This window comes from Mucilaginibacter sp. (assembly GCF_028288225.1).
Classification (GTDB): domain Bacteria; phylum Bacteroidota; class Bacteroidia; order Sphingobacteriales; family Sphingobacteriaceae; genus Mucilaginibacter.
On record NZ_JAQBOC010000076.1, the window covers coordinates 13,949 to 35,515 of the forward strand.

Annotated in this window: 27 protein-coding genes; 11 read left to right on the forward strand and 16 right to left on the reverse strand. The window is 41.0% G+C overall.

Going from position 1 to position 21,567, the window contains the following annotated elements; all coding sequences use genetic code 11:
* Nucleotides 1–32: 32 nt before the first annotated feature.
* Together JWQ54_RS21980 and JWQ54_RS21985 are read right to left on the reverse strand one after the other, a co-directional pair.
* Nucleotides 33–1,295, reverse strand: a complete 1,263-nt coding sequence (locus JWQ54_RS21980) for a PAS domain S-box protein (RefSeq protein WP_299589410.1) — start codon at nucleotides 1,293–1,295, stop codon at nucleotides 33–35.
* Nucleotides 1,296–1,433: 138 nt separating this feature from the next.
* Nucleotides 1,434–1,583 (reverse strand): hypothetical protein, encoded by a 150-nt coding sequence (locus JWQ54_RS21985; protein WP_299589413.1) that lies wholly within the window; start codon nucleotides 1,581–1,583, stop codon nucleotides 1,434–1,436.
* A gap of 306 nt (nucleotides 1,584–1,889) precedes the next feature.
* On the opposite strand from JWQ54_RS21985, the gene JWQ54_RS21990 reads away from it, so the two are divergent.
* The 4 genes from JWQ54_RS21990 (at nucleotide 1,890) to JWQ54_RS22005 (ending at nucleotide 3,537) form a co-directional block, all read left to right on the forward strand.
* Nucleotides 1,890–2,306, forward strand: coding sequence for a hypothetical protein (locus JWQ54_RS21990; RefSeq protein WP_299589416.1), 417 nt, complete (start codon nucleotides 1,890–1,892; stop codon nucleotides 2,304–2,306).
* Nucleotides 2,307–2,609: 303 nt separating this feature from the next.
* Entirely contained in the window at nucleotides 2,610–3,050 is a 441-nt protein-coding gene (locus tag JWQ54_RS21995) for an Hsp20/alpha crystallin family protein (protein WP_299589419.1), read from the forward strand.
* A 1-nt stretch (nucleotide 3,051) separates the two neighbouring features.
* Nucleotides 3,052–3,288 (forward strand): hypothetical protein, encoded by a 237-nt coding sequence (locus JWQ54_RS22000; RefSeq protein ID WP_299589422.1) that lies wholly within the window; start codon nucleotides 3,052–3,054, stop codon nucleotides 3,286–3,288.
* A 30-nt stretch (nucleotides 3,289–3,318) separates the two neighbouring features.
* Entirely contained in the window at nucleotides 3,319–3,537 is a 219-nt protein-coding gene (locus tag JWQ54_RS22005; RefSeq protein WP_299589424.1) for an SHOCT domain-containing protein, read from the forward strand.
* 177 nt (nucleotides 3,538–3,714) lie between these two features.
* Here the strand turns inward: JWQ54_RS22005 and JWQ54_RS22010 are convergent, their stop codons facing one another.
* The 9 genes from JWQ54_RS22010 to JWQ54_RS22050 all read right to left on the reverse strand — a co-directional run bounded on the left by JWQ54_RS22010 (nucleotide 3,715) and on the right by JWQ54_RS22050 (nucleotide 13,131).
* On the reverse strand, nucleotides 3,715–4,188 hold the full coding sequence (locus JWQ54_RS22010; RefSeq protein WP_299589426.1) for an Rrf2 family transcriptional regulator: 474 nt from the start codon (nucleotides 4,186–4,188) through the stop codon (nucleotides 3,715–3,717).
* A 36-nt stretch (nucleotides 4,189–4,224) separates the two neighbouring features.
* The gene (locus JWQ54_RS22015; protein WP_299589428.1) at nucleotides 4,225–4,581 is read right to left on the reverse strand and encodes an iron-sulfur cluster assembly protein; all 357 of its coding nucleotides are present in this window, start codon (nucleotides 4,579–4,581) and stop codon (nucleotides 4,225–4,227) included.
* A complete protein-coding gene (locus JWQ54_RS22020; protein ID WP_299589430.1) occupies nucleotides 4,550–4,993 on the reverse strand; it encodes a SufE family protein in 444 nt (147 codons plus the stop codon). Before JWQ54_RS22020 ends, JWQ54_RS22015 begins: the two co-directional genes overlap by 32 nt.
* Nucleotides 4,990–6,234: a cysteine desulfurase gene (locus tag JWQ54_RS22025; RefSeq protein WP_299589432.1), complete on the reverse strand. Its 1,245-nt coding sequence runs from the start codon at nucleotides 6,232–6,234 to the stop codon at nucleotides 4,990–4,992. The genes JWQ54_RS22020 and JWQ54_RS22025 overlap by 4 nt, the downstream gene beginning before the upstream one ends.
* 4 nt (nucleotides 6,235–6,238) lie before the next feature.
* Nucleotides 6,239–7,546, reverse strand: coding sequence for a Fe-S cluster assembly protein SufD (sufD, locus tag JWQ54_RS22030; protein WP_299589435.1), 1,308 nt, complete (start codon nucleotides 7,544–7,546; stop codon nucleotides 6,239–6,241).
* Between the two features lie 8 nt (nucleotides 7,547–7,554).
* Nucleotides 7,555–8,334: a Fe-S cluster assembly ATPase SufC gene (sufC, locus tag JWQ54_RS22035; RefSeq protein WP_299589438.1), complete on the reverse strand. Its 780-nt coding sequence runs from the start codon at nucleotides 8,332–8,334 to the stop codon at nucleotides 7,555–7,557.
* A 17-nt stretch (nucleotides 8,335–8,351) separates the two neighbouring features.
* Entirely contained in the window at nucleotides 8,352–9,797 is a 1,446-nt protein-coding gene (sufB, locus tag JWQ54_RS22040; RefSeq protein WP_299589441.1) for a Fe-S cluster assembly protein SufB, read from the reverse strand.
* A gap of 129 nt (nucleotides 9,798–9,926) precedes the next feature.
* Complete coding sequence (gene tal, locus JWQ54_RS22045; protein ID WP_299589444.1) at nucleotides 9,927–11,042, reverse strand: transaldolase; 1,116 nt, start codon at nucleotides 11,040–11,042, stop codon at nucleotides 9,927–9,929.
* A 496-nt stretch (nucleotides 11,043–11,538) separates the two neighbouring features.
* Nucleotides 11,539–13,131 carry a PAS domain-containing sensor histidine kinase gene (locus tag JWQ54_RS22050; RefSeq protein ID WP_299589446.1) on the reverse strand — a complete coding sequence of 531 codons (1,593 nt, stop codon included), beginning with the start codon at nucleotides 13,129–13,131 and terminating at the stop codon, nucleotides 11,539–11,541.
* 403 nt (nucleotides 13,132–13,534) lie between these two features.
* On the opposite strand from JWQ54_RS22050, the gene JWQ54_RS22055 reads away from it, so the two are divergent.
* A complete protein-coding gene (locus JWQ54_RS22055; protein ID WP_299589449.1) occupies nucleotides 13,535–13,900 on the forward strand; it encodes a response regulator in 366 nt (121 codons plus the stop codon).
* An 89-nt stretch (nucleotides 13,901–13,989) separates the two neighbouring features.
* Here JWQ54_RS22055 and JWQ54_RS22060 read toward each other — a convergent pair whose 3' ends face one another.
* Entirely contained in the window at nucleotides 13,990–14,466 is a 477-nt protein-coding gene (locus JWQ54_RS22060) for a CinA family protein (protein WP_299589452.1), read from the reverse strand.
* Between the two features lie 294 nt (nucleotides 14,467–14,760).
* On the opposite strand from JWQ54_RS22060, the gene JWQ54_RS22065 reads away from it, so the two are divergent.
* Both JWQ54_RS22065 and JWQ54_RS22070 read left to right on the forward strand, forming a co-directional pair.
* Nucleotides 14,761–14,940, forward strand: a complete 180-nt coding sequence (locus JWQ54_RS22065) for a KGG domain-containing protein (RefSeq protein WP_299589454.1) — start codon at nucleotides 14,761–14,763, stop codon at nucleotides 14,938–14,940.
* Nucleotides 14,941–15,088: 148 nt separating this feature from the next.
* A complete protein-coding gene (locus JWQ54_RS22070; RefSeq protein WP_299589457.1) occupies nucleotides 15,089–15,325 on the forward strand; it encodes a hypothetical protein in 237 nt (78 codons plus the stop codon).
* 3 nt (nucleotides 15,326–15,328) lie between these two features.
* Here JWQ54_RS22070 and JWQ54_RS22075 read toward each other — a convergent pair whose 3' ends face one another.
* Nucleotides 15,329–16,054 (reverse strand): DUF3307 domain-containing protein, encoded by a 726-nt coding sequence (locus JWQ54_RS22075; RefSeq protein ID WP_299589460.1) that lies wholly within the window; start codon nucleotides 16,052–16,054, stop codon nucleotides 15,329–15,331.
* 4 nt (nucleotides 16,055–16,058) lie between these two features.
* Nucleotides 16,059–16,688, reverse strand: a complete 630-nt coding sequence (locus JWQ54_RS22080) for a SatD family protein (protein WP_299589463.1) — start codon at nucleotides 16,686–16,688, stop codon at nucleotides 16,059–16,061.
* Between the two features lie 247 nt (nucleotides 16,689–16,935).
* Between JWQ54_RS22080 and JWQ54_RS22085 the strand changes: the two genes are divergently transcribed.
* The 4 genes from JWQ54_RS22085 (at nucleotide 16,936) to JWQ54_RS22100 (ending at nucleotide 20,372) form a co-directional block, all read left to right on the forward strand.
* A complete protein-coding gene (locus JWQ54_RS22085; protein WP_299589465.1) occupies nucleotides 16,936–17,673 on the forward strand; it encodes a hypothetical protein in 738 nt (245 codons plus the stop codon).
* A gap of 81 nt (nucleotides 17,674–17,754) precedes the next feature.
* Nucleotides 17,755–18,366 carry a class I SAM-dependent methyltransferase gene (locus JWQ54_RS22090; RefSeq protein ID WP_299589468.1) on the forward strand — a complete coding sequence of 204 codons (612 nt, stop codon included), beginning with the start codon at nucleotides 17,755–17,757 and terminating at the stop codon, nucleotides 18,364–18,366.
* A gap of 75 nt (nucleotides 18,367–18,441) precedes the next feature.
* On the forward strand, nucleotides 18,442–18,981 hold the full coding sequence (locus JWQ54_RS22095; RefSeq protein ID WP_299589471.1) for an OmpA family protein: 540 nt from the start codon (nucleotides 18,442–18,444) through the stop codon (nucleotides 18,979–18,981).
* Between the two features lie 242 nt (nucleotides 18,982–19,223).
* Nucleotides 19,224–20,372, forward strand: coding sequence for a Fic family protein (locus JWQ54_RS22100; protein ID WP_299589474.1), 1,149 nt, complete (start codon nucleotides 19,224–19,226; stop codon nucleotides 20,370–20,372).
* A 23-nt stretch (nucleotides 20,373–20,395) separates the two neighbouring features.
* Here JWQ54_RS22100 and JWQ54_RS22105 read toward each other — a convergent pair whose 3' ends face one another.
* Both JWQ54_RS22105 and JWQ54_RS22110 read right to left on the reverse strand, forming a co-directional pair.
* Nucleotides 20,396–21,226: a patatin-like phospholipase family protein gene (locus JWQ54_RS22105; protein WP_299589477.1), complete on the reverse strand. Its 831-nt coding sequence runs from the start codon at nucleotides 21,224–21,226 to the stop codon at nucleotides 20,396–20,398.
* A gap of 208 nt (nucleotides 21,227–21,434) precedes the next feature.
* Nucleotides 21,435–21,557, reverse strand: a complete 123-nt coding sequence (locus tag JWQ54_RS22110) for a hypothetical protein (RefSeq protein ID WP_299589480.1) — start codon at nucleotides 21,555–21,557, stop codon at nucleotides 21,435–21,437.
* Between the last annotated feature and the right edge of the window lie 10 nt (nucleotides 21,558–21,567).

Genomic DNA, 21,567 nt, shown 5'->3' on the forward strand with positions numbered 1-21,567 from the left:
CGGACTGAAAAGCAGAATTTTTTCAACCCGGCTTAATGCAGGCTTTCAGCAAGTTCCAATTGATCTATTTTTTGGTTGATACCCTTAGATAATTGATCCAGCTCCAGCGCTGACTTTTCGAGTAAGCACATGCACTCAGCCCTATCCGCATCATTACGCACAATTTTCAGGACATCGATCAAGCCCAATACAGAACAGACAGGGCGGCGAAGCTGGTGGGAATTGACCCATGCGATATCTTGCAGCATGGTGTGCTGGGCAAATATTTTTTTCTCTCTCTCCTTTCTTTCCGTAATGACATTTTCAACGGAAACAAAGAATTTAAAATTTCCTTTTTCATCAAAAATAGGGGAAATACTCAATTGGGTCCAGTATAATTCACCATTTTTTTTATAGTTAAGGATCTCCCCGCTGAAAAATATTTTTTGCCGTACAGATCGAATAAGCCGACTAACAGTATCCTGGTCTGTTTTTGGTCCAAATAAAATCTCCTCCGGCCTTTTTCCGGTTGCATAGGGCAAGGAATAACCTGTAAAATCTGTAAATGCCTGGTTAACCCATGAAATGACGCCGTCCCCGCCCACTATCACCACCAGGTTATTGATTTTGTTAATGATTTGCGCCATGAGCTGATTTTTTTCCTCTGATTCCCTGGTCAATTCGTAATTAACGGCCAGCTTTTGATGAAGGTCTTTTTCTTTCTGATAGGCCTCCCGGAGTTTTTTCTCGTTTTGCATAACAGTGGTCATATCCGTAGCCATAACCATTTTGCAGGGTTGCTGATCAAACGTTAGCTCATGTGATACGATGGAGACCGGGAAGATCTCGCCCGATTTTTTGATATGCTGCCATATACCCAGCTCCCGGATCCCAGGGTGATCAGTTTTTTTCGTTTGATCCAGTAAATCCTGATCACCTGAAGGGCGAATGTCCCTGATCGACCTGATTAAAAACTCATCACGGCTATAACCATACTTTGCCATAGCGGCATCATTTATTGCAATAAAAGCGAGTGTTTCGCGGTGGTACACCCACATCGGGTTGGGATTGGATTCAAAAAGATCGCGGTATTGTTTCTCAGAGAGCGCCAGTTGTTCCTGCTGTTTCCTAACCCGCCCGTAAAGAAAGATAGCAGTAACGCCAAACAAAATAGAATTGTTGATGCCCCGTAAGTACCCCACGTAATCTGATGGTATATACGTTTCAAAATGGGAAATGAACGTATCGCTGTATAAAGCCCAGCCCAGGCCGGCTAAAAATATAATGGCCAGTACTTTATATGACTTCCACAACATCAGAAAAATAAAACTATAGTTAAATTAAATAGGACATATGTGCGATTATACGTAAGCAGGATGGCTTTTGTTAAGGTTTTTATTTAATTTTTAGATAATTCAAAAATGTTTAAAGAAGTATTTCTTCTGCCGTCATAGCTATTCCCGGTTGGCGGGCACGGCGACCAATGCAGTTTGTAAATCAATTTGTTGCCCTGCCTGCTGCTCATCCAGATCTTCGGCTTTCGATCTGCTCCATCTATCCGGGAAAACCCGTATGAACAATTGGGCAACCGCCCTTTTTTGCATACAGCAGGCTAAAATGCATGTATAATTAATGAAACACACATTGATAAAGCCGGCATACGCAGATGAATAATTTAATTATCTGCAAATGGTAGCGTTTTTGCCGAGAATCTGGGGTTATTTTTTATTAATTAAATTCTGGAGAAATCCTATGTGTGTTCTACAGAATTATTAACCATCAGTTAATCAGTGTAATAAAACAGTTACACGATCGAATACAAAAATAAATATAACGTAAATTTCGTTATGCGATCCCTGCTTTTGTGGCCTTTAAATTGAAACTCTTCAAACAAAAAATTTACAATAAATATGGATAGACATTACGGCGAAATTGTTGAGTATGTAGTGAGAAAAGCAGGGTTCAATATTAGTGAGCTTGCTAAAAGCACGAGCGTGGACCGAAGAACACTATATAACTGGTTTAAACAAAAGGATTTAAAAAGGAGCGCGATCTTCCAGATTGGCTGCATAATAAAGCACGATTTTGGCAGAGAATTCCCTGAGTTATTTACTGCAGGAGAGTTTGATAGTGCTATCGAATTATCCAAACCAAACCCAAGGCCCCTCTCAACCATAGACCTGGGAAAAGAGTGCCATTGGAAACTCAAATATCTTACGTTGCTGGAAGAGTTTAATAGAGCTTTGCTAAAAGACACTGTTACTGACACCAGCAATATGTTGCCAAGTCATAAAAATTGTGATTCGGCGTATAACAGCCAGTGTTAAGTCAACAGTCTTAAGTCGCAAGTCTTAAGTCAAATTTTGTTTTTTTCTGACTTAGAACTCAAGACTTTCGACTCAAGACTAAGCGTCAATTTCAGTTTCCTTGCATCACTTTTACTTCCCGGACTATACGTTAAAAGAAACGTGGAGCTAATGTGACCGGCTGACTCTTTTAAAGATGGGCCGGGTAACAAATGCATAACAATATGGTTTAAAAAAAATAAAAAATGACAAACCTGTCCTGTTCCTGCTTGTTGTAAAAACAGGCCGGGATGTTCCGGCTTATAAAATGCAGGAGGAAGCGTTATGACCTTAGTGAAATTCAGTGAAGGGAAAAACAGGGGCCTTGCCCGCCCCGGGTTTGACGACATGTTTGAATCCATTTTTAATGACACCTTTTTATCCGACAGGATGGTGTCGCGGGTACCGGCGGTAAACATTTCGGAGACAGACGGGCATTACCACATTGAACTGGCAGCACCCGGCCTGAAGAAGGAAGACTTTAAAGTTGACCTTGATGGAGATGTGCTCAGTATATCGGCAGAAAGGCAGTCTGAGCAAACCGAAAATGATAAAAAGTACAATAAACGCGAATATAGCTATAGCTCATTCGTCCGCTCTTTTACGTTGCCCGATTCGGTGGATGATGCTGATATAGAAGCGGAATACACCGATGGTGTGCTAAAGATCAACGTAGCTAAAAAAGAGGAAGCCCGGGCAGCAAGCCGGCATATCGAAATTAAATAATTTGAACAATTTCCCATTGTTTAACCTGGCGCTGTTAAACAGCGCCTTTATTTTTTATACCATGTTAAGCGAGAATAATAAAAACAAAGAAAAAGATGCCTGGAAACTGAATGCGAACCTGGTTACCGAATGGCCGCTTTGTGAAAAGGATGAACAGGCCATAGCCATTGAGCGTACCAAACTGCTTCAAAAAGAAGCACTGGAAAAATGGGAACGTTTAAAAAAGAGTGGCCACTAACTAAATTTTCAATCATTAAAAAATAAACCGATGTGGTACAATCCAACTGTTTACTACTGGGGAATGAACTGGATCTGGTGGTTCCTTTGGTTTATCCTGGTGGTGTGGATATTTGCAACTCCATATGATATACCTGGCCAGCGGCGAAGAAAAGAAGACGCACTGGATATCCTGAAAAAACGTTTTGCCAGGGGGGAAATAGATCAGAAAGAATATGAAGAAAAAAAGACGGCACTAGAAAAAAAATAATGCGGGAACGGATCAGAGCTGTTTGCCTGATTATATTGGGCAATAGCACTGAAAATGCCAATAAACTTTTTACCCTGAAGACAGGAAAGTTCATAGTGAAAAGTTAAATAAGATCTGATTTTGTACCGGCGCAGCAAGTATGCAAAACAAAAATGTTTGAATTAAATAATTCATTTATCAGGACAATACCTTGGTTTGTTGCCCTATTAGCGCATGGAGCAGCTGAACCGATGTGTGTTCCGGACTCATCAGATCCGCTAAGGTTACCTGATCTAATAACCTGTCAACCGAGAGCTGGACCGTTTGCCAGAGTGAACGTATAGAGCAATCCACGGAATTGGTGCATAAAGAACCTGTACCCGGATAATCACCACAGAAATCCTTAGTAAACAATGCCCCCCCTAAAGTCTTCAGTACCTGGTTGATATTGATTTGCCCTGCGGGCCGCGCCAGCACGTAACCGCCCTTGTAGCCGGGTGTACTGCTGATGTAACCGGCTATGCGCAATATACGGGTAAGCTTGGCTACGTAAGCTGCTGATAAGCCTTCAGCTTCGCTTAGATCCGGAATATTCATCCCGCCGTTATCCCTGCATTTCGCAATCCGCAGTAATAACCGTAAACCATACTCTTCCTGGGCCGTAATTTTCATATTTGATCTATATTTTAGTAGTTGTGCTTATAGCTTTTATAACATACCCAATTCGAACTTAGCCGTTTCAGACATCATTTCCCTATGCCAGGGCGGATCCCATACCACCGACACCTGTACTTCATTCACACCTTCAATTTGTTTTACTTTCTGTTCCACTTCAACGGGCAGTATTTGTGCAGCCGGGCAGCCGGGCGCGGTCAGGGTCATCACAATCTGTACATTATTCAAAGGAGGCATGATCGCAGTTTCATAGATCAGCCCCAGTTCGTAAATACTCACCGGGATCTCGGGATCATAGATGGTTTGTAAACAATCAATGACCTTTTTTTTTAATGCTTCTTCATTCATCATCGTATTTTTAATTTCCGATTGTTTTATAAACCAGGGCATAGTTTTTCATTTGCCTGATCATAGCCAGCAAACCATTTGAACGGGTTTGTGCCAGGTGTGTCATCATGCCTATCTGTTCTATAAATCCGAGTTTTGCACTAATGATCTCATCAGGCGTATGCCCTGATAATACCCGGATGAGCATACTGACCAAACCTTTTACAATAACTGCATCACTGTCCGCTTTAAAAAACACCCTGCCATTATGATAATCTGTTACCAGCCATACAGCCGACTGGCATCCTTTGATCTTATTTTCCTCTAATTTATATTTTTCATCTAATGCAGGCAGTTTTTTACCCAGGTCAATAATGTATTCATATTTCTCTTCCCAGGTGTCCAGCAAAGAAAAATCTTCAATAATTGCTGTTTCTGTAGCCTGCATTTGCCCGTTATTGCCTGTTATCATCATGACAGCATTTTAATGGTTTTATGTAAGCCGGTAATCAATTTATCCACTTCTTCAAAGGTGTTATATAGCGCAAATGAAGCCCTTACTGTACCGGGAATTTCAAAGCGTTTCATCAGCGGCTGGCAACAGTGGTGCCCGGTTCTTACGGCAATTCCCTGGTTATCCAGCAAAATGCCAATATCCTGGGGATGTGTGCCTTTGATCACAAAAGACACCAGGCTTGCCTTCTCCCTGGCTTTGCCAATAATTGCCAGTCCGGGAATGGTTTCCAGTTGCTCTGTAGCGTAGGCCAATAACCCAGCCTCGTGTTTCCGTATTTTTGTTTTCCCGATTGTGTTAATAAAATCCAGCGCTGACTTTAAAGCAATGGTATCCGCTATATTAGGGGTGCCGGCTTCATACTTGTATGGCAGTTCATTATACGTGGTATGCTCAAAAGTAACTTCTTTGATCATTTCGCCACCGCCCTGAAAAACCGGCATGTTTTCCAGGATCTTTTTTTTACCGTAAAGCACACCAACACCTGTTGGCCCATAAACTTTATGGCCAGAGAAAGCGAAAAAATCACAATCCAGATCCTGTACATCAATATCCAGGTGAACGGCCGACTGTGCCCCGTCAACCAATACCAAAGCGCCTACATGGTGAGCTGCAGCAATCATTTCTTTAACCGGATTTACCGTCCCTAAGGCATTGGATACCTGCACAATGGATACCAGCTTCGTTTTATCAGTCAGGAGGTTTTGATAGGCCATTAAGGAAAGCTCACCATCTTCGGTAACCGGAATCACCTTGAGTACAGCATTTTTTTCTTCACACAGTATTTGCCAGGGCACAATGTTAGAATGATGCTCCATGCCTGAAATAATGATCTCATCCCCTGCATTTATATTTTGCCTTCCCCAGGTATAGGCTACCAGGTTAATACCTTCCGTAGTTCCCCTGGTAAAGATGATCTCTTCAGCAGCAGCCGCACCAATAAACTGTTTTACCGCATGCCGTGTTACTTCGTAAGCCGCGGTAGCTTCTTCAGCCAGGCTATGGATCCCCCGGTGAATGTTGGCATTATAACCGGTGTAATAATCATGAATAGCATTAATAACGCCTAATGGCTTTTGTGATGTTGCCGCATTATCCAGGTATACCAATGGCTTATCCTTCACCATACGGCCAAGGATAGGAAAAGCCTGCCTAATGGTATCCACATCAAAAATGGGCGATATCGTGCTAAAAGTTGTCATTCTTTTATTTATTATTAAAAAGCTGCACTGTAATAAGTTGTCTTATATGTTCGCGGAGCAATAAAGGTTTTACCTGCACCAGTATATCTGCCGTAAAAGCCTGTAACAGCATAGCCTGTGCATTTTCCTTAGGGATACCTCTTGCCCTTAAATAAAACAGGGCTGTCTCATCCAGTTGTCCTACAGTACAACCATGAGAACATTTGACATCATCGGCAAAAATTTCCAATTGGGGTTTGGTATTAATACTGGCCTGATCAGTTAACAGGATATTTTTATTGGACTGGTAAGCATTGGTTTTTTGCGCCTGTGGCTGTACCATGATCTTACCGTTAAATACGGCTGTTGCGTTATCATCCACAATTCCTTTATAAAGCTGGTTGCTGAAACAATTTGGCATGCGGTTATCAACCAACGTATGATTATCAGCATGAGTACGGCCATTTAGTAAATATAAGCCATACAGGTGGGTCTCATTGCCCGCTGCATCCAGTACCAGGTTCATATTGTTACGGATCATGCCGCCGTTAAGCGTAATAGTTACCGCATGTACATAGCTCCGGCCCGCTTGGCGGATATGCGTTGTGCTTACCTGGCTGGCATTAGCACTATCATTCTGAAGCTTATAATATTCCATACGGGTGTCGTTGTTAACCACCACTTCCATCACCTGGTTAGTGAAACTATCGGCAGTACCTATAGTTTGGTAAGTTTCTACCAGCTGTAGTTTACTTCCTTCGCCGGCATAAACCAGGCTGCGGGGCTGGGAAAGTGTATGATGGTCCCGCGCGTCCGAAACATGATACAGGTAAATAGGATGCTCCAATTGCTGCTTTTTAGCGATATGTATAAATACTCCGCCAGAAATAAATGAGGTATTAAGCGCATGAATGCCATCTTTGAGATACTTGCTGCTTTGCCCAAGATGTTCCTTAACCAGTTCTTTATAAATTCCATTTGCCGCATCTTCCAACGGCATCAAGGTTAACTGATTATCCGGAGAACGGATGGTAGAAAGCGTTGGCATAAACCGGCCATTTACAAAAACCAGTTCATTAGCGCCGGAATGTCCCGGCAAGCGGAGGAAATCAACGTCTGACAGAACAGGCTTTTCATCAACCGCGGCAACATGATATTCCTTATTAAACAAACTGCTGATATTAGTATATTTCCACTCCTCGTTGCGCAAAGAAGGAAGGCCTGAATTGGTAAAAGTATCAAAGCCTTTCAGCCGCACCCCGGCAATGTCGCCATCCGGGCTTGCACCCTGCAACTGTTCAAACCGGTCTTTAAAATAACTTACATCTGTCATGGTCCTCTTTAATTAGTACCCGCCGGTAACCCTTCTGTTAAATTGAGCTCATCCTTAATAAAATCATATCCTTTTTCTTCGAGTTCCAGGGCCAGTTCCTTACCTCCTGATCTGACCATACGGCCATTGTATAACACATGTATAAAATCAGGCTGCAGGTAATCCAGTAAACGCTGGTAATGAGTAATGATCAGAATGGCCCTATCCTTATTCCGCAGTTGATTTACGCCACGGGCTACAATACGCAGGGCATCAATATCTAATCCAGAATCCGTTTCGTCCAATATCGCCAGCTTGGGTTCGAGCATGGCCATCTGGAAAATTTCGTTACGTTTTTTTTCGCCGCCTGAAAAACCTTCATTAACAGAACGGCTCAATAAAGCTTGATCAACATTGACCAGCGCCATTTTTTCCTTCATCATTTTAAGAAAGGCAACGGCGTCCAGCGCTTCTTCACCCAGGTATTTCCGTTTTTCATTCACGGCCGCTTTAATGAAATTTGTGGTGCTTACCCCGGGTATCTCCACCGGGTATTGAAATGCCAGGAACAAGCCTTCGCGGGCCCGGTCTTCGGGCGGCATCTGCAGCAGGTCTTTCCCTGAAAAGGTAACTGAACCCTGGGTTACTTCATACCCTTCCCTGCCTGCCAATACCAGTGCCAGCGTACTTTTCCCTGAACCATTGGGCCCCATAATGGCATGTACCTCTCCCGGCCTTATTTCGAGGTCAATCCCGTTTAATATCGGCTTCCCTTCAATAGCCGCGTGTATATTTTTGATAGATAACATATTTTTTTGTTTAAAAATTAACCTACACTGCCTTCCAGGCTAATGGCCAGCAGTTTTTGTGCCTCTATGGCAAACTCCATTGGCAACTGATTCATAACCTCTTTGGCAAAGCCGTTGACGATCAATGCTACGGCGGTTTCGGTATCAATACCCCGCTGCCTGCAATAAAAAAGCTGGTCTTCCCCTATTTTTGAGGTGGTTGCTTCATGTTCAACAGTCGACGTTGTGTTTTTAACTTCAATATAAGGGAAGGTATGCGCGCCGCACCGGTCACCCAGCAGCAGTGAATCACATTGTGAATAATTACGGGCATTGGTAGCCCATTTGCTGGCACGCACCAGTCCGCGATAACTATTATTGCTGCGCCCTGCAGAGATCCCTTTGGCAACGATCCTGCTTTTGGTATGCTTGCCCAAATGGATCATTTTGGTGCCGGTATCTGCCTGCTGGTAATTGTTAGTAAGTGCAACGGAATAAAACTCGCCGATGGAATAATCACCCTTCAAAATAACGCTGGGATATTTCCAGGTAATAGCCGAGCCGGTTTCTACCTGTGTCCAAGAAATCTTAGCATGATCGCCCTGGCATATACCACGTTTGGTTACAAAGTTGTAAATACCACCGTGCCCTTCCTTGTCGCCGGGGTACCAGTTTTGGACCGTGGAATATTTGATCTCCGCCTTGTTAAGCGCCACTAGTTCTACCACGGCGGCATGCAGCTGATTTTCGTCCCGCATGGGGGCCGTGCAGCCCTCCAGGTAGCTCACGTAGCTATCATCTTCCGCGATGATCAGCGTGCGTTCAAACTGCCCCGAATTCTCCGTATTGATCCGAAAATAGGTAGACAGTTCCATCGGGCAGCGTACCCCTTTGGGGATATAGCAAAATGAGCCATCTGTAAATACAGCGGCATTCAGCGCTGCAAAATAATTATCGGTCATGGGTACCACAGAGCCCAGGTATTTTTTTATCAATTCAGGATGCTGCTGTATGGCTTCGCTCATGGAACAAAAGATAACCCCAATTTCCGATAATTGCTTTTTGAATGATGTGGCAACAGAAACACTGTCCATCACCACATCTACCGCAACCCCGCTCAGGCGCTTCTGTTCATCCAGGGATATACCCAGTTTTTCAAACGTACGGCGCAATTCCGGGTCAATCTCATCAATACCGTTTAACTGCGGTTTTTGCTTAGGTGCGGCATAATAAATAATATCCTGGTAATTGATCGGCGGGTAGGTCACGTTCGGCCATTTAGGCTCTTCCATTTTCAGCCATTGGGCATAGGCCTTCAGGCGCCAATCAAGCATCCAGCCTGGCTCGTTCTTTTTGGCAGAGATCAGGCGGATGACCGTTTCGTTGATCCCCTTCGGAGCGGTATCCGTATCGATGTCTGTAACAAAGCCGTATTTATAGTCATTTAATACAGTTTGCTCCAGTGTGTTCAGTTCTTCCTTCATGATGCCAGTCTTTAAATGGAATCAATAATAATTACCCTGCAAAGATACAATCATTGCCTGTTTATACAAAAAAGTATAAACAATATGACAATGGTATAACTTTGACCAATCCCAAACCAATCAGATTATTCAGGCATCAATAGTATGACCTTTTTTCTCCTCAATAGCCTGTAATAACTGATCATAAGGCTTATTGAATTTTTCGATGCCCTCGTTTTCCAATAGTGCGGTGATCTCATCGATGTTAATTCCAATCTTCTTCAGTTGAGCTAATGTCTGCGTAGCTTTGTCAAGGTCCTGCTCCAGCCTGTTTGCGGGATTTCCGTGATCCCTGTAGGCCTCCAGTGTTTCCAGCGGAACGGTATTAACGGTTTCCGGGCCGATGAGGGCATCTACATATTTGGTATCGGGAAAGGATGGATCTTTGGTTCCGGTGCTTGCCCAAAGAACATGCTGTGGCATAGCGCCCTGCTCCTGCAGCTTTTTAAAACGTTCGCTGCTGAACACCCGTTTATAGATCTGGTAGGCTTGTTTAGCGCAGGCAATCGCTATCTCGCCCTTCATTTCAGGATGGCCCTTCATTTCAGGATGGCCCTTTATTTCCAGCATTGGGTCAACCATTACATCAATGCGGCTTAGGAAAAAGCTGGCTACAGATGCGATATGATCAATGGGTTGCCCTGCTTCTACCCGGTCTTCCAGGCCTGATAAATAGGCTTCGGTGACTTCCTCATAGCGGTCCAGGCCAAACAGCAGGGTAATATTGATGTTCAACCCTTCGCTGATCGATTTGCGGATGGCGGGCAATCCATCGGTTGTTGCGGGTATTTTAATCATAACATTTTCGCGGTCAACCTTTTTCCACAACTCCACTGCCTGCCTGATCGTCCGGTTGGCATCATGCGCCAAGTGAGGTGAAACCTCCAGGCTAACATAACCATCCGAGCCTTTCACAAAAACAGGTTTAAACAGGTCTGCAGCGTTTTGAATATCGGTTATTGCCAGCTGATAAAAAATAGCTTCGTTGTTTTGATAGGTAGCGGCCAGTTCGCGGATCTGCTCATCGTAGTCAGCACTGCTGCTGATGGCCTTTTCAAAAATAGCCGGGTTAGAGGTCATACCCCGCAGGCCGTCGTCCTCAATCAGTTTTTTTAACTGACCGGAACGAATCAACTTACGGTCAAGAAAGTCTAGCCAGATACTTTGGCCGAAATCGTGCAATTGTTTTACTTTATTAGTTTCCATGATTCAAATTTTTAATTTTTTCAGAGCAGTTCCCGGCGATAATAGCAGATGCCTTAATTTCCTTAGCGGGAGAATTGCGGTACGGCCAATTTTTTTACCGGTACCGCCCCGTCAGACTGCTGCTAAAGCAGCCATCAAAAATCGTCCTGGATGAGACGTCAATATATTTCATCTCTCAGCTCATCATTGAGCAACCTGACGAGAACGCAAAAAATGGTTAAGGTTAACAGAAAACAGCTTAAAACAAGGCGGAAATAGCTGAAAATTTACATAATAACGAAGACAGTGCCTTCCATATAAAAATCGTTTTTCTTCCCCGCCTCGCTTTCCGCCGGTCGGTTTTCTACTCTGAGGGTGATCATAACTTTATATTTTTTAGCCTATCCAGGTTTCACAACGGTCTGAAAAAATGACTGATGCAGAAACTATCGCTACCTGGTCATATTGAAAAGTAACAAGCCTGATTAACGATAGTTTTAATTATTTTTGTTAACAATCAAGCTATAACAGGCAGGCTGAAGAAAAAAGTAGAACCTTTATTTGGTTTGCTTTCAAACCAGATCTGGCCGCCGTGCAGTTTAATGATCTCGGCCGAAATATAAAGACCCAAGCCAACGCCTTCAATTTTCTTTTCACACACCACCCGGGTCCGGGAAAAGCGTTTAAATATGTTACACTGTTCTTCTTCTGAAATACCCAGGCCAAAATCCTGTACGCTTACTGTTAGCTTTTCCTGGTCCCTGAAAAGCCTGATAATGACCTGGCCTGCATCCGGGGAATATTTTACGGCATTGCTTACTAAATTGATCAGTACCTGGGCTATTTTTGCTTTATCTGCATTTACCATGCAGGTAGGCGGTCCTTCATAGGAGATGGTATGATGATAAACAGGCAGCAGATCCAGTATGGTCTCATTGATCTGGTCAGCAAGATCAAGCATTTCCTTTTGCAGGGAAAAACGGCCTGTCCGGATCTTAGATACATCCAGCAGAAACGCAGCCAGGCTAACCAGTTTGTCCACGTGTTCGCTGAGCTTTTTTAGATAGTGGATGACTAAGGGGGAAGCAGCGTCTTTCAGTTCTTTTTCCAGGATCTGTGCGGAGGCCTTGATCATAGTGACCGGAGTTTTTAACTCATGGCTGGCAATGCTGATGAAATCGTCCTTATCCTGTTGTAAGATCCGTTCCTGGGTAATGTCTTCCACGCTAAGAATGACCAGTTCAACGCGATCAACAAAGGATACCACTTTTCTTGAATGGATCATCATGATCCTGGTGCTGCCATCTGCAAGTTCATAAGCAAACTCAAAATTGATAAATGACATTTCATTTGTCAGTATCCCTTCAAATAGCTCTTTTAAACGCTCCCGGTTTAATCGCGGCGCAAAATCATAAATACTTTTTTTTATCGCTTTCTTACGTGTTACCTGGAACAATTGAAAAAAACTTTCGCTTGCCGCTTTTATGACCAGCTCTTTGTTTAAAATGGCCATCGGTTCCCGGGAGGTTTCAATAATATTCTGACTAAGGGCTTTGGCATATAAAGCCTGTTTCTCCGGCACTTTTTTTTCCGCCAGGTTTCGCATAACCTTGGTATAGCCTCTGTGATTCCCCTGTTTATCAAATAAAGGAAACAATAGCCCGCTACCCCAGAACTGCGAGCCATCCTTTCGCACATGATACCGCTCATTTACAGCATGTCCCGCCCTCACCACCTCTTCAAATTCCAGCCTCGGAATCTCTTGCCTATTGTCTTCAGCCGTATAAATGACCGCCACATTTGATCCTATGATCTCTTTTTCGGTATAACCCAGAACATGTTTTGCCCCGGCATTCCAGCTATTAATTTCCCCTTCCAGGTTGGTTGTGTAAACGGCGTAATCATCAATACTTTCCAAAACCTGGCTAAAGAAATCCTCGCTGTGCCGGAAATAAAAGTCTTCTACGGAAACAGATGGAGGAATCAGCGAAAGATGATTTCCTTCTGAAAGATCAACCAAAACCGGTAGTTCAACGTTTCCGCAAGCCATTTGGAGCGGCTCCTCTGTTATTTTATAAAAGGTATGAAAACCTTCCGGCAACGTTTTCATTGTCGGCTTCTGCTTTACTGGTATAAGTACCTGGTGAGCGGAGGGATTTTCTCCTGGCAAATTCAACTGTTTGACCAGAACATAAGTATAGCCATCATTAATTAATTCCCCTAACAGGACTGGGGTAAGTTCTGTATTCATCGATCCGGATTTACTGAAATGAATTAACAGGACACCTTTAAGATGGAAAAGAAGGTGAGCGAACTTTTAGAAAAGTTAATTATAACGTAAATTTACCTTATTTAATTCAAATTAACTAATATCAACTTCACAAATCAGGACCAGATCGTTATCATTTTGTTTGTCATCTTAATTACATATTAGCTGCATCATTAAACGAAAGCAACTATTTTGCTTCTTATACTCGTATAACCAAAAAATACAATTCAAAAAGATAAGAGCGATGTTGGCAAAACGTGTTTTGGTGATTGAAGATGAAAGGGATATCCTGGAAATGTATGAATACCTTTTCGAAGACGCCGGGTACGAAGTACGCACGTCCTTAACCGGTGAACATATCTTTAAACAAATTAAAGAGTTTCAGCCCGACCTTATATTACTTGATATTCGCCTGGGCGATTTAAATGGCACTGAAATTTGCAGGGAAATTAAAGCCACCCCGCAAATGAGCCATATAAGGATTATGCTGATTTCGGGCGAAACAAATATCCGTGAGATAATGTGTAATTCAGGGGCAGATCATTTTATATCTAAACCTTTTGATATTAATATTCTGTTAAAGCGAGTGGATCAACTATTAGCCGCTTAACTTATGCGTTCTTTATCAGCCAGGTACTGAAATAGTAATGGATAACCCCATACAATTAACTATTATTAGCGACAACCTATAAATAAATATCAGGCAAATTCATTAATAATCAATTGAGCTACCCTATCAACCGTTAACAGCACTATTTCTTCTGCCGATCCTTTGAATATTTCACGGGAGGCTATTGGTTTACTATTTATAATGAGATGAATAAACATGGTACCTACCGGCTTTTCTTTAGTCTCGCTTCCACCGGGCATTGTTAACCCTGTTACAGCCACCCGGACATCCGCATTCATAAAATTACCAAGGCGCTCGGCAAGTTCTTTAGTTACTTCGGCAGACTCCGGCGTGTATTTTTCAACTAATTCTTCAGGCACTCCCAGCACATCCTGTTTTATACAGGCATCATAACATACAATCCCGCCTTTTAAAACCTCGCCGCACTCGGGTATTAATGAAAATTCAGCAGAAAGCCGGCCGGCAGTAGCGCTTTCTGCAAATGAAATATTGAGTTTCCGGTCTTTTAAAATTTTGTGGCAGGCAATTAATATAGTTGATGGCATAATATTATCAATTAGTTAGCTTATTAACAGCTATTTAATTTGAATAGTTTTAACTGTATGCATTTGATGTTTTAATACCTGTTTAAACGTTAATTGGGAATAATGTACACTGTTGTTGTGCGATGTATACACTATTTAGGTGTGCTAAAACTTTGCCTGTTTATGTTCCTCCGACATTTATTTTCGCTAAGCTTTTGTAAATCATTTTCCTTTTATTGCTTTACCATTTTTTGGCATGGTCATTATAGATTAATGTATAGTTCACTGATTGATAAAACCATAAAAATTACTAAAATGGCAACAAATCAAAAAAATCAAACAGGCGGTGCAAAACAATCAAATCAGCACAGCCAAAGCAGGTCATCTAACAGCAACAGCGGAAACTTTGCAAACATGGACGAAAGTAAACACCGCGAAGTTTCAAGCAAAGGTGGTAAAGCATCCCATTCATCAAATTCAAACAGCAGGCACTAACTATGCCTAAAAATAACAAACAGGGTACTTTTATGGCGTACCCTGTTTGTTATTTTCCAATCTATCTCAAAAATCTGATCTTATTTCGGTAATTATTTTTCACAACAATAGGCTTGCTTAATAGTTATTAGCGAAGATCAATATGATAATGGAAAAATTTGAAATTTCAGTCACCAATGATAACCAAAGCTATCATTTCGAGGTGCGTGATTATATGCACCACGAAGGCGATCAATGTAAGTTTGAAGTATTTGAAGATGGTAAGTTCATAGCCAGTTTTGAACCCGATGGATATAAAGGTTTACACATTTGCAAAAACCCGGGTATTGTTGGGGAGGAGCTTTTACATTTGGTTGCCGAAGAGTTGGAATCATATAATTTTTAGGGATCATGGCGTTATGGTGTATGAAATAATTATACCAAGCAAAGCAGATGCGGCAAAGCTTAATAATGTACCTACCAATATATATTCCGTTTTTTTCTCCGCTTTTTTATCCTTGTCGCCAAATCTAAGAATAGATTTAGCCGTGATCAGAAAACCAATTGCTATATATTGATTAGTTAATACAAATGTTAAAATCAGTATTCTTTCACAAATACCAATCCATTTTCCTGCGTTCTCAAGCCCGTCTTTTACTTCTTTACTTGTTTCCAGGTCATTTCTCCATTTAGCGGTTGCCAGGCCTATCAGTATACCCAATGGCCATGTAACCAATATATAGCCTAAAGCCAGGATCCAAAAATGTGTATTTTCAACTACTGCGCTTAATTCCGTGGTAATTGCAGCCCATTGCTTGTCGATGCTTAACCAGATGATAAATATCACCAACAAATGCATAAACTGGTCGGCTATAAACCAGGCAAGCTTATCAGGCAAATAGGATTTGGCAAGATCAATAAGATAATGCGAAATTAATATAACCAAAGGAAGCCACCAGCAAGCGTACAATCCTGAAAATGCATAGGCAAATAAAGCTGTAACTATTACATGCCAAATTAATTTAACCGACCTGATTTGTTTTTCTTTTCTATCCTTTATCCATGATAAAGGCTGAAAAACAAAGTCAGTAAGCAAATGCGCAATAATAAGACGTAGCAATAAATTGATGGCCATATGTTTATTTTGTTACAAGTTGAATAATATAAATTATACCCTTTTCTATTTCCTTCCATTTTGCTGCCTTTAACCTTCTATTAACAGCACCCTGATTTATACTTAATTTCTCTGCCATTTTTAATTGGGTATATCCTTCACATGCTAAGTAAATAACTTCAGCCTGGTTAGGTGTCCATTGGCATATAAAAAGGTTTATAAAACTAAGAATAATTGTTATTTGTTGATTAATTTCTTCGTTGGTGGTTTTTATAGCCAATATTTCACCGGCGCTCATTTTATCAAAATACCTGCCTGATTGGTGAAATGCTTCCCCGTCAGAATCCAAAACCGATTTACCTTTATAAGCAATTTTCCCTATTCCTATTGATACCCTGGAGCTTAATTGAATATTATTTACACCATCTGAATGCTTTATAAACCAACAAATTAGCTGGATGCTTTTTTTGATAGCATCGGAAATATCATCCATTATCAACTGGTAACTATCGCCCCTGAATACTTCTGCCTCATTAGGTTTAGCAACCCACGATTTTAATAATTTTTCAGTAGCTGCAATCAGGCTTTGCCTTTTCTCATTATCTAACCTTGTGAAATTGATAATATCGCCTGTTATAACTGCAAATTGTTTCATTTCAAATTATGAATTATATATATCATAATTCAAATATATGAATTATTTATATCATAAAATAAATTTATGATATAATTGTATCATACTTAATAATTATGATATAAGTAAATCATAATAAAGATGTTGTTAATTTTTATAACCTGCAAACAGATAGATTCGGCAAAAAATATCTCAGAGAGAAAATAACTAAATAAGAAGGCAACCATTACCTGTAACAAACGTATTACGATAAACAACCCAAATAACTATGAAGAAAAATTATGTAATCAAAGGACTCTCCTTAATAGTGATAGCCCTTATGTTCAGTGCGTGCAAAAAAAACAGCACCTCCCCTTCAACTTCAGGAACTAAAATGGCTTTTGCGGTTAGTGCTGACAATTCGGCAAGCACGTTTACAAGCTCGGCAAGCGGCTTAACTACCAATGCAACAGCTAGCATCACCTGGACATCGGGCATCGCTAATATCGCATACTTTAAACTGGAGGCAAAAAAAAAGAACACAGAAATTGAAATCAAAACAAAAAGTTTGCAGCATGTAGATCTGTTTGCCCCAATACCCGCTGTAATTAGCTCGGCTATTGATACCGGTACCTATAGTGAAATTGAAATAAAGATTGTACTTGCAAAAAGCACATCGGGTACTATACCGCTTACCCTAAAAGGTAATTTTACAACCACCAGCGGCTCTGTGATACCTATTGAGTTTGATTTTAATGATGATGCCATTATTAAGGCCGAGGCAGAAAATGTAACCGTTGATGGTAAAACCGACGTGGCTACCACCATAAAGCTGCATTTAAACAAGCTGATAAGCAGCACAGCCGTAGCCACACTTGAAGCAGCCACAAAAACAGAGGGGACCATTGTAATAAGCAGTACCAGTAATGCAGCTATTTATAATATAATTAAAGCCAAAATTATCGAATGCGGCAGCTTTGAAAAGTTTGAGCATCACGACAAAAAAGATAGAAAGAATGATAACTGATCTTATAAATAAATTGTTCAACTAAATGAAAACCCCGAAAGGGGTTTTTTAATATCTAAAAAGTTAGGCCTACATTAGCATATGCAAAACAACCTTTGGCAGCTTTATGGCAATATTGACATTTATTTGTTTGACCAGTTATTAAAGGGCCGCTTTGATAATTGCAATAAGGTTTTGGATGCCGGTTGTGGAAGCGGGCGAAACCTGGTTTATTTCCTTCGCAATGGCTTTGATGTTTATGGAATAGACCCAAATCCGCAACTGGTTGAAGTGGTAACAGAATTGGCCGCTAACCTGGCGCCCGGTATTCCATCATCTAATTTTAAGGTTGCTACAGCAGAGGATCTGCCATTTGAAGATGCCTGGTTTGATTTGGTCATCAGTAGCGCTGTGCTGCATTTTGCTGCCAATGAGTATCATTTTGACAGCATGCTGCGATGCATGTGGAGGGTGCTTAAACCGGGTGGATTTTTGTTTGCGCGACTGGCATCGGATATTGGGATTGAAACGCTGGTTCAAAGCGTGGGCAATGGCCGGTATTTGTTGCCTGATGGTTCAGAACGCTTTTTGGTAAATGAAGAAATGCTGCTTGATTATACAACCGATTTGAACGGAAAGTTATATGAACCCATTAAAACTACTAATGTGCAGAATTTAAGATGTATGACGACCTGGTGTTTGCAGAAAATGTGAGTATGTTCATAATTTACAATAACCAACTTTAAGCTGCGTTTTTTATATTTACATCCATACATTATTTTTTTTCTTATGAAAATTATAAAAACTCATTTACTATTATTCGTTATTTTATTTGCTGTAGCTTTATTACCAGCCTGTAAAGCAAAAAAGCCGGTTGTTACAAAGCAAGCGGTTACCTACCCGCCTGACCCTGCACCTGTACAAAAAGAAACACCGCCGCCTGCGCAGGCTCCGGCGCAAGAAACACCACCACCACCGGCCCCGGTTGCAAAACCTGATTACAACTTTAAGAACATTCAGTTTGAATTTAATTCGGGCATATTAAAAACCGAGTCGTATCCCATTTTAGATAAGGCTGCTGCTGAAATGAAAAAAGACCCTTCTGTTAAGTTTATTCTAAACGGCAATTCATCAGCCGAGGGATCATTTGATCATAACATGGCTTTATCTGTTGAACGGGCCAATTCTGTAAAATTGTACCTTGTAAATACCGGCATCGCAGGTGATAACCTTGCTGTTAAAGGTTATGGCGAAAGCAAACCTATTGCCGATAATACCACTGAAGAAGGCAGGGTATTGAACAGAAGAGTGGAGATAAAAATACAGTAAGTATTATATCAAATTGATATTTGAGCCTTAAGTTTTGGAGTATCCCTAACTTAAGGCTCATTTTAGTATATGTTTATTCTTTTTTCTCCATTGTTTATCAAAAAGGCTCCTAGGGTTTTTGATAAAATCATCGTTAAATATTTTTTGATAGCTGGTTTAAATTTTTGAGCCGAATAATTTTACTATTCGGCTCATGACATTAATTATTTTGAGCTGATTAATTTATTTATTCGGCTCAAAAAATGCGTATATTTGAGCCGATTAAAATAGATATTCGGCTCAAGATGTATAACTGGCAACAAAAAGACTGGCCAAATTTCACTTATAGTTCTTCAGGAATTGAAGAAAGGCTATACCTTTTTTCTGAAAAAACAGGGTTGATAAGCGGTGTATTAAAATCCTTGCCAGAAAATTCACAAATGGATACTGTTGTTGAATTTATGGTATACGAAGCTATAAAAACCTCAGAAATTGAAGGAGAGTATTTGAGTAGAAAAGATGTAATGTCATCAATAAGGAATGATCTTGGATTAAATAAAACACCGGACCATATAGCTGATAAAAAGGCAAAAGGAATAGGTGATTTGATATATAACGTACGCGATACATACCAGCAGCCATTAAGTAAAAAACAATTGTTTATGTGGCATAAAATGCTGTTGGGCACAGGCACTAAATTAAAGGTTGGTGCCTGGCGTGACCACACCGCGCCAACGCAGGTGGTATCAGGCACAATGGGAAAAGAAAAAGTGCATTACGAAGCGCTACCATCAGAAAAAGTATCCGGGGAAATGGACCAATTTATTACCTGGTTTAATGAAAGCGCACCGGGTGGAAAACATGAAATTAAAAAAGCCCCGATCAGATCGGCCATTGCGCATTTATATTTTGAATCTATCCACCCGTTTGAAGATGGCAATGGCAGGATAGGTCGGGCAATTGCTGAAAAAGCTTTATCACAGGGCGTTGGCAGGCCGGTGCTTTTAAGCTTATCCAGAACCATAGAAGCAAAAAAAAACGATTATTATAGTGCATTAGAGCAGGCGCAAAAAGCAAATGAAATAACACCGTGGATAAGTTATTTTGTGGATGTTATCATAAACGCACAACAGTATACCGAAAACCACATAGACTTCACGTTGAAAAAGACCAAATTTTTCGTCAGGTTCAGCGGTGAGCTAAATGAACGCCAGCTGAAAGTGATCAAAAGAGTACTGAAAGAGGGCCCTAAAGGTTTTGAACGCAGTATAAATGCGGGCAAGTATATTACCATATCCAAGGCATCAAAAGCAACTGCAACACGAGATCTGCAAGACCTGCTTGCAAAAGGGGCGATAATACTTTTGGGGGAAAGTGGAGGAAGAAGTACGAGGTATGAGTTGAATTTGTAATTACTTAAAAATACATAAGTTTTTTATAAATCAGCTGCTTTTATTGCTTTTTGGTGTGCCTGCACAATGCCTTTAAGAAACTCGTTCCCTGTAACGGCTTTTAAGCCTTCCTCGTAGCCAATCATAAAAACTTCATCGGCAGCGTCAGTATTAAATATGCCGTAACCACCCAAACCACGCGGCTCAATAACTACGTCGCATAAAATTTTATGCATGTTAAGACTTGAGTTGATAGCAATCATAGCGGCCCTGTCAACCAGGCTGCCAAAGGATTTGATCTCGGTTACCACCGGTAAATGGTTACATGATGACCCAATAATAAGATCGCAATTGCCTACCAATGGTTCAACCGGGAAATTATTTAAGATCCCGCCATCAATATACATATGGTCATTAATAATTATCGGCCTAAAAATACCCGGTAAGCAGCATGATGCTAAAATTGCCATATCCAACTCCCCATCGGTAAAGTAAACAAGTCTTCCTTCGCCGAGATCAACAGAAGAAATAGTAACATGTATTTTGAGTTTGCTAAAGGAGTTATGAGGGATATATCTCCCAAATAAAAACCGGGCCTTTAGTATAGAAATTAAACCTGTACTGCCAAGCGAAGGGCGCAGCAGCTTAAGCAGCCTGGTTTCTTTAATTATTTGTAAGATTTCTTTGGGTGAGTATCCTTCGGCAAAAAAGGCCGCGGCAACTGCTCCGGCGCTTGTGCCCGATATATGCGAAAACGTAATGCCATTCTCAATCAGTGCCTGCATTACACCTAAATGAGCAATGCCTCTTACACCACCTCCTGACAGCGCTAATCCGATTCTATTAGTTTTATTAAGGTCTGTTTCCGGATTCATTTAATGTTTTTATGTGTTATCATTGCCATTAATTGTGCCAAAGTCATCTGAATATGCTCATCGCTATATAACAACTAATATGCTAATCTACTTTTTATCTCTTAATAAGAGGCTAAATGAATTAAAAACGGGACAACATACCATTATATGGTGTTGTCCCGCCGGGATAATTTGTGATCCGAACCCACAGATCTCAATATATTTGCTTTTACTTTAGTACATTTATCACTACTTCAACCAACAGCACAATTCCCCAAAATACCAAAGTAACATTCCATTCTCTTATCGAGCAATAAAGCATTTTGCTTCTTAAGGTTACAAACTCTTTCATTGTTATTAGT